This window comes from Methylocaldum sp. (assembly GCF_039794385.1).
Taxonomy (GTDB): Bacteria; Pseudomonadota; Gammaproteobacteria; order Methylococcales; family Methylococcaceae; genus Methylocaldum.
The window spans coordinates 1-12,908 of the sequence record NZ_JBDIVO010000110.1; the positions used below are offsets into that span (position 1 = coordinate 1).

The 12,908-nt window shown below is 61.1% G+C and carries 11 protein-coding genes and 1 pseudogene; 11 read left to right on the forward strand and 1 reads right to left on the reverse strand.

Features of this window, described 5'->3' with window-relative positions:
• From ABJK70_RS11410 to ABJK70_RS11425, 4 genes and pseudogenes are all read left to right on the forward strand, one after another.
• Nucleotides 1-416: pseudogene (locus ABJK70_RS11410) on the forward strand (hypothetical protein); the annotation flags it as partial.
• 481 nt (nucleotides 417-897) lie between these two features.
• The gene (locus ABJK70_RS11415) at nucleotides 898-2,070 is read left to right on the forward strand and encodes an ATP-binding protein (RefSeq protein ID WP_077732626.1); all 1,173 of its coding nucleotides are present in this window, start codon (nucleotides 898-900) and stop codon (nucleotides 2,068-2,070) included.
• 580 nt (nucleotides 2,071-2,650) lie between these two features.
• Nucleotides 2,651-4,096, forward strand: a complete 1,446-nt coding sequence (locus tag ABJK70_RS11420) for a 3' terminal RNA ribose 2'-O-methyltransferase Hen1 (protein WP_347258046.1) — start codon at nucleotides 2,651-2,653, stop codon at nucleotides 4,094-4,096.
• Entirely contained in the window at nucleotides 4,093-6,645 is a 2,553-nt protein-coding gene (locus tag ABJK70_RS11425) for a polynucleotide kinase-phosphatase (RefSeq protein WP_347258047.1), read from the forward strand. The genes ABJK70_RS11420 and ABJK70_RS11425 overlap by 4 nt, the downstream gene beginning before the upstream one ends.
• Before the next feature lie 198 nt (nucleotides 6,646-6,843).
• On the opposite strand, the gene ABJK70_RS11430 is transcribed toward ABJK70_RS11425, so the two are convergent.
• Nucleotides 6,844-7,050 carry a CopG family transcriptional regulator gene (locus ABJK70_RS11430; RefSeq protein ID WP_077732441.1) on the reverse strand — a complete coding sequence of 69 codons (207 nt, stop codon included), beginning with the start codon at nucleotides 7,048-7,050 and terminating at the stop codon, nucleotides 6,844-6,846.
• Nucleotides 7,051-7,320: 270 nt separating this feature from the next.
• Between ABJK70_RS11430 and ABJK70_RS11435 the strand changes: the two genes are divergently transcribed.
• The 7 genes from ABJK70_RS11435 to ABJK70_RS11465 form a co-directional block, all read left to right on the forward strand.
• Entirely contained in the window at nucleotides 7,321-7,860 is a 540-nt protein-coding gene (locus tag ABJK70_RS11435) for a pili assembly chaperone (protein ID WP_168175537.1), read from the forward strand.
• Nucleotides 7,860-8,261 carry a hypothetical protein gene (locus tag ABJK70_RS11440; protein WP_347258048.1) on the forward strand — a complete coding sequence of 134 codons (402 nt, stop codon included), beginning with the start codon at nucleotides 7,860-7,862 and terminating at the stop codon, nucleotides 8,259-8,261. The genes ABJK70_RS11435 and ABJK70_RS11440 overlap by 1 nt, the downstream gene beginning before the upstream one ends.
• Before the next feature lie 338 nt (nucleotides 8,262-8,599).
• Entirely contained in the window at nucleotides 8,600-9,055 is a 456-nt protein-coding gene (locus ABJK70_RS11445) for a GTP-binding protein (protein WP_347258049.1), read from the forward strand.
• Nucleotides 9,052-9,834: a ZIP family metal transporter gene (locus ABJK70_RS11450; protein ID WP_077732437.1), complete on the forward strand. Its 783-nt coding sequence runs from the start codon at nucleotides 9,052-9,054 to the stop codon at nucleotides 9,832-9,834. The genes ABJK70_RS11445 and ABJK70_RS11450 overlap by 4 nt, the downstream gene beginning before the upstream one ends.
• Nucleotides 9,835-9,843: 9 nt before the next feature.
• The gene (locus ABJK70_RS11455) at nucleotides 9,844-10,515 is read left to right on the forward strand and encodes a DUF1826 domain-containing protein (protein ID WP_347258050.1); all 672 of its coding nucleotides are present in this window, start codon (nucleotides 9,844-9,846) and stop codon (nucleotides 10,513-10,515) included.
• Between the two features lie 10 nt (nucleotides 10,516-10,525).
• Nucleotides 10,526-12,202, forward strand: a complete 1,677-nt coding sequence (locus tag ABJK70_RS11460; RefSeq protein ID WP_156879695.1) for a formylmethanofuran dehydrogenase subunit A — start codon at nucleotides 10,526-10,528, stop codon at nucleotides 12,200-12,202.
• Nucleotides 12,193-12,908, forward strand: a 716-nt coding sequence (locus tag ABJK70_RS11465) for a GTP-binding protein (protein WP_347258051.1), incomplete at its 3' end; no start/stop codon positions are given. The genes ABJK70_RS11460 and ABJK70_RS11465, both read left to right, overlap by 10 nt.

Genomic DNA, 12,908 nt, shown 5'->3' on the forward strand with positions numbered 1-12,908 from the left:
CCTGGCTGTTGCAGCCGTTGCCCTTGGGCGGCGGCCAACAGATTCCGGCGGGCCTGGCAGTAACGACCGGAACCCATCTGATGCATACCCTGGTTCCGGTGGTCATCGAAGGGTCCCTCCTGATGGCCTGGCCCACGCGGCGCTGGGTCGAACGCGCGGTGTTGCTGGTATTGGGTGTGCCGACGTCGATATTCATCGTCGGCCTCACCGGCCCTTTTGTATTGCTGGGAACGCTGGAAATCCAGCTTCAGGACATGGCGCAACAGGCCCATGTGGTGCGCAATGAACCCCTGACGTTGACGTGGATGATCTTTAACGAGATGGGTGGACGTTGGATGCTAGCCATAACCGCGGCCATCTTGTGCCTACAAGTACAAAGGGGACTATTCGGCAAAGTTGGGCACTCCACAGCGTGAGCGGCGGGTTTCCCTTTAATTTCCGGTCCATACACGGTCTCTCAAGAAATTTACTCGACTGTATCCTAAGGGCGCGTACTGCTCGCTCGAGTTTGAAGGAAGGGGACATTCGTGAACGACCGGTATCGGTCAAGACGAATGGTCGTTGAGGCCAAATTTCAGACGGTGAGAGCAACCTCTGTTTCTGGCCGTATAGGGCACTTCGGTGGCTATCGGAAATCCATCTGAACTCATGCTTGGCTCTATCGAGGCGGGCGCCGACGCGATTTTCAGTTCATTGCGATGCACCAGGATCGAGGTATTGTTGCCGAAGCCGCCTTTCGGCATGGTGTCCCGGTTGGGAAAGAACCGGTCGTAGGAGGCGAGTTTGAGTTGTTGGGGACTAGAAAGCGGCTTCGATCCAACTGATCTCGTCAGATCATGGCTCGCCAATAGTTTATCAAACCTTGTATATCATCCACATGATGGATAATATGCAAGGATGATTGCTCGCCGTATTCTGCCCATCGTAAGAGAAGCCCTGAGCGACCAGGCCGCCGTCGCCTTGATAGGCCCCCGCCAGGTCGGCAAGACCACCTTGGCCTTGACCCTGGCGCAGGAGCGTCCTTCCGTCTACCTGGATCTGGAGTCACGGGAAGACCGCGCCAAATTGACCGATCCGGAATTATTCCTGCGAAACGTCCGGGACCGCATGGTTGTTCTGGACGAGATCCATCGAATGCCGGATTTGTTCCAGAGCCTGCGCGGACTGATCGATGAGGGACGCCGCAGCGGCTATCGAACCGGGCGCTTCCTGATTCTGGGGTCTGCCTCCCTGAGCTTGCTCCGCCAATCCGGCGAGAGCTTGGCGGGCCGGATCGCTTACGTCAATATGGGGCCATTCGATATTCTGGAAACCTCGGCCGGCAATGGCGAAGACGTCGCTCGGTTATGGGTGCGGGGTGGATTTCCCAACAGCTTTCTCGCGGCGGACGATCGGAAAAGCTTGCGTTGGCGCAGGGATTTCATCCGTTCCTATCTGGAGCGGGAAATTCCGCTATTCGGTCCACGGGTACCGGCGGAGACCCTCGAGCGCCTGTGGACGATGTTGGCCTATGAGCAGGGCGACCTGTTGAATGCCTCGCGCCTTGCCACCTCCCTGATGATCAGCGCGCAAACCGTAACACGCTACATCGATTTACTGGTCGATCTGTTACTGATCCGCCGCCTGCGGCCGTTCCACGCCAATCTCGGCAAACGCCTGGTCAAGTCCCCAAAGGTGTATCTTCGAGACAGCGGCATAGCCCATGCCCTGCTGGGGTTGACGGACTATAACGCGCTCAGTGGCCATCCCGCTGTTGGCGCGAGTTGGGAAGGTTTTGTCATCGAAAATCTGCTCGCGGCTGCACCGGAGCAAACACTGCCAAGCTTTTACCGCACCGCCGTCGGCGCCGAGATCGATCTGCTACTGGAGATGCCGGGCCAAGGCCTGTGGGCTATCGAAATCAAGCGAGGTCTGTCTCCAAAGTTGGAAAAAGGCTTCCAGATCGCCTGCGATGATCTGCGGCCGGATCGACGTATTGTCGTGTATGGAGGTAGCGACCGCTATCCCATCAAGGCGGATGTTGAAGTGATCGGGCTCAGAGCTTTGGTGGAAATGCTCGCGGCACTTTGAGGCTCACGGCCCACGTCCCTGCCAATTTGCGCCGAACGCTCGCTTTCGGCCGAGACTTGCCCAATGGTGCGCGGGTACGTAAGACCGCTCGGAAGCCGCCATCGGGTCCACGTATGGTCGAACCGCAGGGGTTGGCACGAAGCACTCGCTCGGCCTCAAAGGAAGCGGACGCTCATGAATAAGCGGTATTGAGCGAGCCGAATGGCTGCTTCGGCCGAACTGCCGCCGGACAGATATATAGCGCGCCCAATGATTGCTTAACGGCCATTTCTACCGTTCGCGTTTGAGCATCAGCCAGCTAGAATGTCGACTTCACGAAGCCCTGTTCGAATTGTAAATTTGGTCAAGGGCGGACCTCAACGATCCAAATCTGAGTGACAGTTGTAAAAGGCATACCTGCCTTTCAAGTTGCCCTTAATCTGTCGCCCCCCCGTGAAACCTCGTTCTGCACTTTCGCGTGCTAAACTCAAATCGCTGACTCCATCGTTACACGGATGATACGGTCGATTTTGGCGTCGACGTTTTCCGCTTCCGCCCTGATGGATGGATGTGATCATGCCCCTCACCATGGAAGCTCTTCATGCTCCTGACCCTCACCAACACCCAGTCGCCCGCAACGGATCTGGGATTTCTGCTGCATAAGCATCCGGACAGGGTGCAGACGTTTTCCCTCAGCTTCGGCGAGGCCCACGTGTTTTATCCAGAGGCATCACCCGACCGCTGCACCGCGTGCTTGTTGGTGGCGGTCGATCCGGTGGGGCTGGTGCGGGGCAAGACGCAGGCAAGCCGCGGGCTGCTGGACCAATACGTCAACGATCGCCCCTATACCGCTTCTTCATTCCTGTCGGTGGCCATCGGCGAGGTGTATTCCTCGGCCTTGCAGGGCCGCTGCAATGCCCGGCCGAACCTGGTGGAGCAACGGTTATCGCTGAATGTAAAGCTGCCTGCCGTATCGGTCCGGGGAGAAACCGGATTGATTCACGCTCTATTCGAGCCGCTCGGCTATGAGGCGGAAGCGACCCGATTGCCCCTCGACGAACATTTCCCGGAGTGGGGGGACAGTCCTTATGTGGCGCTGACCCTTGCCGCCTGCACGACCGTCAAGAACGTCCTGTCGCATTTGTATGTGCTGCTGCCGGTCCTGGACGACACGAAGCATTACTGGGTCGGTCAGGATGAGCTGGAAAAACTGCTGCGCCATGGTGCAAGCTGGCTGGCCACGCACCCGGAGAAGGAACTGATCGCCCGCCGCTATCTGCGTCACCAGCGCAGCCTGGCTCTGGAAGCCCTTTCCCGACTCGATGTGCCCGAAGAGGACGACGGCATCGAACCGAATGGTCCGGTCACGGAGGTTGGAAATATGGCGGTGAACGATATGGCCTTCATCACTTCGGAAGAGGCGGCGGTCGAGTCCCCCCTGTCCCTCAATGAGGCTCGTATTCGCGCCGTGTTGGAGGTTCTGCATGCTGCCGAAGCAGAGTCCGTGGTCGATTTGGGATGTGGCGAGGCGAAGTTGCTATCCCGGTTGTTGAAGGACAGTCGCATCGGCCGACTGGTCGGCCTCGACGTGTCGATCCGCGCGTTGGAAATCGCCGCGAAGCGTCTGAACCTGGACCGGTTGCCGCCGCGGGTACGGGATCGGATTACGCTGCTTCACGGCGGGCTGACTTACCGAGATGCGCGCATCGAAGGGTTCGATGCCGCCTTGGCCATCGAAGTGATCGAGCACTTGGACTTGGGGCGTCTGGCAGCTTTCGAGAAAGTGCTGTTCGGCTGTGCCCGGCCGCGCATCGCCATCGTGACCACGCCTAACGTGGAATACAACATCCGCTACGAAACCCTCCCGGCGGGACGATTGCGCCATCACGACCATCGGTTCGAGTGGACGCGGACGGAGTTCCAGTCCTGGGGCCGGCGCGTGGCCGACCATCATGGCTATCAAGTGCGTTTCCAACCTATCGGCGAGATCGACCCCGAGTTGGGTGCACCGACGCAAATGGCTGTGTTCGAGCGGGAGGCGGCATGAAGATCACGCTTCCCGAATTGTCCCTGGTGGTGTTGATCGGTCCAAGCGGATCCGGCAAATCCACCTTCGCCCGGAAGCATTTTCTGTCCACCGAGGTGATTTCATCGGATTACTGCCGGGGTTTGGTGGCCGACGATGAAAACGACCAGTCGGCGACCGGCGATGCCTTCGACATCCTTCATTACGTGGTCGGCAAACGCCTGAAAAGGGGACGTCTCGCGGTCGTGGACGCCACCAACGTCCGGGCCGAGGATCGCAAGCCTCTGGTGGTGCTCGCTAGGGAATACCACTGCTTGCCCGTGGCCATCGTCATGGCCATGCAGGAGCATGTCTGCCATGAGCGCAACGCCGAACGGCCGGACCGGTCGTTCGGTCCCCACGTCGTCCGCAATCAGGCCGCCGCCCTGAACCGCTCGCTGCGCGGATTGGAACGGGAAGGCTTCCGCTACGTGTACCGGCTGCGCACTCCGGAAGAGGCCGACAGCGTGGAGATTCACCGTCAACCCCTGTGGAACAACCGCAAGACCGAGACGGGACCGTTCGACATCATCGGCGACGTGCATGGCTGTTACGACGAACTGGTGCAGCTGCTCACCCGCTTGGGTTACGAAGTGCGCCGCGACGGCGACAATATCGCCGTATTTCATCCGCAAGGACGCAAGCTGGTTTTTGTCGGAGATCTGGTGGATCGCGGCCCCAACATCCCCGACGTATTGCGGTTGGCGATGGGGGCGGTGGAAAACGGCAACGGCTACTGCGTAGTCGGCAATCACGACTTGAAGCTGGCCAGGGCGTTGCGCGGCCGTCAGGTCCAGAAGACCCATGGCCTGGCTGAATCGCTGGCACAACTGGAAAGCGAAACTCCGGAATTCCGGGACACGGTCGCAAAATTCCTGGACGGCCTGGTCAGCCATTACGTATTTGACGGGGGCAAGCTGGCGGTTGCCCACGCCGGTCTTCCCGAAACCATGCACGGCCGTGGGTCCGGCAAGGTTCGCGAGTTCGCCCTGTACGGCGAGACCACCGGCGAAACCGACGAATATGGACTACCCGTCCGTTACAACTGGGCAGCCGATTACCGCGGACGTGCCGCCGTGGTGTACGGGCATACACCGGTACCGCGCGCCGAATGGTTCAACAACACCTTGTGCCTGGACACCGGGTGCGTGTTCGGCGGCGAACTGACGGCCCTGCGCTGGCCGGAAAAGGAACTGGTCGCCGCGCCGGCGATGGCCACCTACTACGAACCGGTTCGCCCGCTGCTTTCGGCTCAGACCGAAACACTTTCACTGCAACAGGCGGCTGACGATTTGCTCGATTACGCCGACGTGTCCGGCAAACGCATTCTCCATCCGCGGTTAGGACATACCGTTACGACTCGCCCCGAAAACGCCGCGGCGGCGTTGGAAGTCATGACCCGCTTCGCGGCGGACCCACGTTGGCTGGTCTATCTGCCGCCCACCATGTCTCCCTCGGAGACCAGCGAACTCGACGGCTTCCTGGAACATCCGCGCGAGGCATTGGACTATTATCGTAAGGCCGGTGTCGGTTCCGTCGTGTGCGAGGAGAAGCACATGGGTTCCCGTGCTGTCGTCGCGATTGCCCGGGATGAAGCGGCGGTCTTGCGCCGTTTCGGAGTGGCCGGCGAAGGCCGGGGTATCGTTTACACCCGCACCGGGCGGCGCTTCTTCAACGAGCCCGACTTGGAAAAGAGGGTACTCGATCGTCTGGGCGAAGCCTTGAGCGCTGCAGGATTCTGGGAAGAGTTCCAGACCGACTGGTTCATTCTCGATTGCGAACTGATGCCGTGGTCGCTCAAAGCCAAGGAATTGCTGACCCGGCAATACGGTGCCGTAGGGGCCGCCAGTAAGGCGATGTTGCGTCCGGCCCAGGAATGGATCGCCGCCGCCGAAACGCGGGGCCTCGACATTTCGGCGTTACGAGACCGCTATACCGAACGAGCCCGCGATGCCCAGCGTTTCGTCGATGCCTACCGGCGCTGCTGCTGGCATGCCCATTCGCTGGACGACATTCGCCTCGCGCCCTTCCATCTGCTCGCCTCCGAAGGCAAAGTACACGCCGACCGCACCCATGTCTGGCACATGGAAACTTTACATCGCCTCTCCCGGCATGGCGACGGCTTCCTGCTCGCCACGCCGTTCCGGATCATCGATCTGAGCGACGACGCTGCCCGTGCAGGTCTGGAGGACTGGTGGCTCGGACTCACCGATGAAGGGGGCGAAGGCATCGTCGTCAAACCGGTGGACTTCATACCGAAGCTTTCCGGCAAACCGGTTCAGCCGGCACTGAAATGCCGCGGCCGGGATTACCTGCGCATTATCTATGGTCCGGAATATACCCAACCGGCCAATCTCCAGCGGCTACGCAGACGCGCCCTGTCCGGCAAACGGGCGCTGGCCGTCCGGGAGTTTGCATTGGGGCTGGAGGCTTTAGAACGCTTCGTCGCAGGAGAGCCGCTAAGGCGGGTACACGAATGCGTGTTCGGCGTGCTGGCGCTGGAGTCGGAACCGGTCGATCCGAGGCTTTAACTGGATCCCGTTGACTCTCGCGAAGGCTTTTTAGCGATTCTTCAAATGTGGCACCGAAAAGAATTTCAATGTGGGGACAGATGTTGTGCGACCACAAGTTGCCGATAACCAGTCATTCCTGAAAACGCGCTTCGCTCACCGCAAAAGGTACACTGGCGGACCGGCATCAATCAGAACGCTTCGCGCGCAACTTGGCCTTCACTTTGGCTGAGACGTCTTCCGACACGCTGGAACGCCCGTCGGAGTGCCGCTCCTGACCTGTTGCAACAGGCTTGCCGGGCTCTTGAGCCCTAAAACCCGCTCAAGCGCATCCTTGACGAATTCCGACTTGGTGACGCCGAGGCGCCGGACTTCCTGATCCAGCCGCGCCTCCAACGCCGGATCGAGTCTGACCGAAATAGGCATAGGCTTCACCCATCTTGAAAATACAATCACACCTTACCGACCAATAGGATGTTCGACAAAACAAACGGTAAAGAGCCAAAAGGTCCGGAAAAGAAGGGAAAAAGGTACCGGACAGGGCTTGAATGGAAAGGGTACCCGTCCTCCAACAAATGGAATTGGAATATGGAAACGCCTGTAGCCAAACCGCCCACGAATCGATGAACGGTTTCCGTTTGAATCCACCGGATAATGCTTGCACCATCGGCGCAACACCATCGATACGGGCCGCCGATGCGACAGCTTCCCTACCAGACACTGCTTCCGATCCTGGCGCTCAGCCTGACGTTAACCGGCTGTGCCGGACACACGAAGCGTCTGTCCGGGCCGCCTGCAAGACCGGTAGCGAATCGTTCTGACGCCCAAGCGAATCCGGTAGCCTCCGGGAACCGTCCGGTGAAGACCCTCGAACCGATCCGGGTCCAAACCGGGCGCTACTCGGTGGTGACGGCGAGGCCCAGCGCGGAACAGATCGATCCGCTTCTCATGGTCATCGATGTCCGCCTCCCGCGGGACATTTTTACGGTCAGGGACGCGGCGGAGTATCTGTTGCGGCATTCCGGGTATCGGCTTGCCGATCCCGATGAACACGGCCCAAAGGTGCAGGTGCTGCTGAATCAGACGGTTCCCGATGTCCAGCGCCATCTCGGACCGCTCACCGTGCAGGACGCCTTGCGGGTCCTCGGTGGGCCGGCCTTTCGCCTCCAGGTGGATCCGGTCCACCGGGTCGTCAGCTACGAACTCCTCCCGAACGATGAGACGGGAGGTCTCTGATGAACGCATCACTGAAGGGCCGGGTCCCCATCTCAGCGTGGATCGTATGGGTCGGAACGGCGATGCTAGCGGTCGCCCGCGGCCAAAAACCCGAGGAGCCCACCCGTCCGGTGCTCGATGGCGAAATGGACGCCCCGGTGACGGCGGAAATCCGCGCGATCATAGAAGCAAGCCCGATCCAGGCCGAAATTTGCGATCTTCACATTTGGCGCGTCGGCAAAGGCAAGTTCGCTTGCATCGGCAACCTGGCCATGGAAGAGGATATTCACCCGGAGTACTTCAGAGGGCTATTACGCGTTCACCAGGAGCTGGTTCATGTCACGGTCGAGGCCAGCAGTGACTCCTGGCCCAGGCTACTCAAGAATGCAGAGGCCCTCCTCGGCGGAGTCATCCGAGGATGACATCCGCCTTGACGCCGGCCAGTAGCCGCAACATAGATCCATGAGCTTGCGGCCCAGATAAGTTATGTTATATAGTCACATCATTGATCTGGGCAGGACGTGATCGATCCATGATGTCAACCCCTGTTTCGCCGCCCATGGAACTGTTTCATCCTCCCATACCTACCACGCTGGCTGTCGCAACCGGGCCATCCCCGCCGAACAGCTGCGTGGAAAGCGGCGATCGTTTCAGCTGTTGACGCAAACAAGCCCTTAAGTCCCGGAACCAACGGAGTAACGTGCGCCTCATTTCCAAATAATGTAACGCTATAACATTTTATATGACTCTTCAGTCGTCGATGCGTACAGCCAACTCGGATCACTTGCCGCGCAAACCGCTCGTTACCGTATCGTCGGGTTTCGCTCGACCTGGCAAGACAACCCTGCTCAATCACCTTCTGTCCAATCGGGAAAAGCGCCTGGTGGCGGTGATCGTCAACGACCGACGCGAGGTCGGACGACTGCCGCACGAGAGGCGCTTCGGCTACCCGGCGATCGACAAATTCGCCCGGAGCGAATTCGGGGGCATGGAGGCCCGCAGAATGAAACACAAGAATGCGTGTGATCGGTCCGCAGGTATCGCAGGACCGTTGCCCACCGACGCGGCATTCACCTTTCGCGGCGAGGACGGCGCAAGCCTCTCCGCCATGGCGCGATCCGCTACGCTGGTCACGGTGGCTGACGTCGGCTCCGAGGTCTGGCGAGCCTGCGAAGACCGTTTCCCGGCGTGGCCTCAGGACGAGGCGGACGCGTGAACGACTGGGTCACCGCAATCTATGCCTTGGCCGCGGGACTAACGGTCAGCCTGGTCTCGTTCAGCGGGTTGTTCGTCCTGTGGATAAAGCCGGAACGGCTGGCGGCCATAGTGCCCAATCTGGTCTCCCTGGCGGTGGGCGTATTGCTGGGCGATGCCTTCATCCATCTGATTCCCGATGCGGCCGCGCGCCACGGCTCGGTGTCGACGGTCTGCATGACCGCCCTCGTCGGCGTATTCGTCTTTTTCCTGCTGGAGAAAGCGGTGCGCTGGCGCCATGACCATCGTTTCGCGCTCGATACCGGCTCCGAAGATATTCGGCCCCTGGCCAGAATGAACCTGATCGGCGATGCCATCCACAACTTCGTCGACGGCATCCTGATTGCCGGCAGCTTCCTGGCCGATCCGATCCTCGGCTTCACCACCACCTTCGCCATCGTGGCCCATGAAGTCCCCCAGGAATTAGGCGACGTGGGCGCCTTGGTCTACGGCGGCTACACTCCGCGGCAGGCCGTGCTCTACAACTTTTATTGCTCGCTGACGGTAATGGCTGGCGTCGTTTTCACCCTGGCCCTGGGTCAGGCGGCCGAGTCCTCCCTGATCCTGCTGCTGCCCCTCGCCGCCGGCGGTTTCATCTATATCGCCGGCTCCGACCTGATTCCCGCCCTGCACGAAATTCCCACCCTGCCCGGCCTGGTCGGACAAGCGACCACCTTCGGCCTCGGGATCGGCTTCATGCAAGGCATCGTCGTTTTCGAAAACCTGTTGTTACCCGGATAAGGAGGTTCCATGACCGCATCCGCCCACCGGATCGAACCCGCTCAAAGGGTTTCTTTCGCCGTCCAGTCGAACGATCTGGCCGACCTCGCCCGCATCTACGAGCACGGGGTGAGCCTGTGCCTGATTCACAGGCAACCCGAGGAGCCGCTTCGGAGGTTTGTGATCGAACTCCTGCGAAGCCCGATTGAAATCGAACTGGCCGAAGAAATTCGTTTCGAGCATTTCGATTTCGGCTCGCTGTTGCCGGAGTGCAAGCACATTTCGGGGCATGACGACTGGTGGCGCGATGTCGCCCGCTTGACCGGCGCCTATTGCGACTTGTTCGAATCCGAGCGGGCGGGCCTCCGCCTTCGCACCCTGGCCAGGCCCATGTGTCCGCGCTTCCACGTCGATCATGTGCCCGCTCGTCTGGTCTGCACCTACGGCGGCGTCGGCACCCAGTGGCTGCCGGATGACTGCGTGGACCGGACCAAGCTGGGACCCGGTGCGCAAGGGTTGCCCGACGAGGAGTCCGGGCTGATTCTGGATGAAACCGCGATCCACGCCATGCCGCCCTATGCGGTCGGGCTGATGAAAGGCGGCAAGTGGGAGGGCAACAAGGGCCACGGGCTGGTGCACCGCTCGCCCAAGCCGACGCCGGCGGAACCGCGCCGTCTCCTATTGACCCTGGATCTGCTGTGAGCGCCGAACCATGCTGATCAAATTGGCGGGCGGCGAGATCTACGACCCAACCCAAGGGCTCGCGGGAGAAATCCGCGACTTGTTCGTGCGGGACGGCCTTATCGTCTCCGACCCCGGTCCCGGCGCGCGAGTCGACACGGTTCACGACATCTCCGGACATATCGTCATGGCCGGGGCCATCGACATCCACAGCCACATTGCGGGCGGCAACGTCAACACCGCCCGCGTGCTGCTGCCGGAACAGCACCGCAATGTCATGGCCCGACGGTTCGGCCACCCGTTCAGCACGGCTAAATGGTCGAGCACGGACACCGGCTACCGCTACGCCCGAATGGGCTACACCACCGTGGTCGAACCGGCGGTGTTGCCGGCCAACGCCCTGGATGCCCACTTACAAATGGCGGATATTCCGATCATCGACACGGCCGGCCTGGCCATCCTCGGCAGCGACGATTTCCTGTTGCGGCTGCTGCGCGACAAGGCCAGCCAGGCGCAAGTCGACGATTACGTGGCCTGGACCTTGAACGCCACCCGCTGCCTGGGCCTGAAGGTCATCAACGCCGGCGGGGCCAATGCCTTCAAATGGAATGTGCGGTGTTTTGATCTGGATGATGTGGTGCCGTTCTACGGCGTGAGTTCCCGGCATATCCTGCAAGCCCTGCAGCGTGCGGTGTGCGATCTGGGCATTCCGCATCCCGTCCATGTCCACTGCAACAACCTGGGGATGCCGGGCAACGTGGACACCGCCGTCGCCACCATGGAAGCCGCGCAAGGCTTGCCCATGCACTTGGCGCACATCCAGTTCTACGGCTACGGACAGGAGGGCGCCAAAGGCTTTTCCTCGGGCGCGGCGCGCCTGATGGAAGCCTTCCGCCGCCATCCGAATATCACGATGGACGTCGGCCAGGTACTGTTCGGCCGGACCGTGACGATTTCCGGTGATGTCACCGCTCAATACAGCCGCCGGGACGATGCCAGCCCCGGCAAATGGGTGATGTGGGACGCCGAATGTGACGGTGCGGGCGGCATCGTGCCCTACCGCTACCGGGAAAAAAGCTTCGTCAACACCTTACAGTGGGCCATCGGCCTGGAAATCTTCCTGCTGGCGGAAGATCCCTGGCGGGTGTTCTTCACCACCGATCATCCCAACGGCGCGCCCTTCACCGCCTATCCGGAACTGATCCGCCTGCTCATGGACGCCGACTATCGCCAGTCCTGCATGGCACGGCTTAATCAGGAAGCCTTGGCGCTGACCCTCTTGCCGGAGCTGAAGCGGGAGTTTTCGCTCCCTGAAATCGCGATCATGACCCGCGCCGCCCCGGCCCGTTTGCTGGGACTTGGCGACCGGGGCCATCTCGCCCCCGGCGCCGTCGCCGATATCGCCGTTTATCGGCCGCGGTCCGACCCGCGCGCCATGTTCGACGACGCCGCGCTGGTATTGAAAAACGGGCGCGTGGTGGTGCGGGACGGCGAAGTGGTCGAGCGGGTCCATGGGATGGCTCAGATGGTTCAGCCCGGATACGACCACCGCATCGAGCGCTCCGTCAAAGCTCATTTCGACCGCTTCTACAGCTTGTCCCTCGATCACTTCAAAGTAAACGACGTGGACTTCGCCCTCAAGGATGCGGAACGTTTTCGGGCGGTTCCCGTTTCGAACCGGCCAGCAGCGGTGCAAACATGCCGCTAAACCCCAACACCCCGCTACCCGTCATTGTTCTGACCGGCTTTCTCGGCAGCGGCAAGACCACGCTGCTCAACCGCCTGCTCAGTCAGGCGCCACGCACGGCGGTGCTGATCAACGAGTTCGGCGCCACCCCGGTGGACCAGGTCTTAATCGGGCGCCAGGACATCCCGCTCATGACCCTGTCCGGCGGTTGCTTGTGCTGCCAGGTGCGGGGCGCCTTGGCGCCGGTACTCAGAAACCTCCGGCTGGCTTGGGAAAACCCCAATTCGCCTCGGTTCGACCGGATCGTCATCGAAGCCAGCGGCGTCGCCAGCCCCGAACCCATTTTGGACACGCTGCTGCGGGACCGCTGGCTGGCCTCCCGCTACCATCTGCAAGCGGTGATCGCGACGGTGTCGGTACCGGCAGCCGAGGAACAGTTGGACCGTTTTCCCGAGGCCCGTGCCCAGGTGGCTTGGGCGGATGTCCTGGTGCTCACCCACACCGATCGGGCAAGCAAGAATCACATGACGCACCTGGCGGCCCGGCTGGACGAGCTTGCTCCGGCCACGCCCCGGTTCGTCGCGGTGCGCGGCGCCGTCGATCCGGAAACCGTCCTGGCGGCGGTTGCGCCAGATAATCGCCGACTGCCTCCGGGTCAGGATTTGCCCGATCACGGGTTCCGCAGCGTGTCCCTCTACCTGAGTGCCCCGCTACCCTGGCCGCGCCT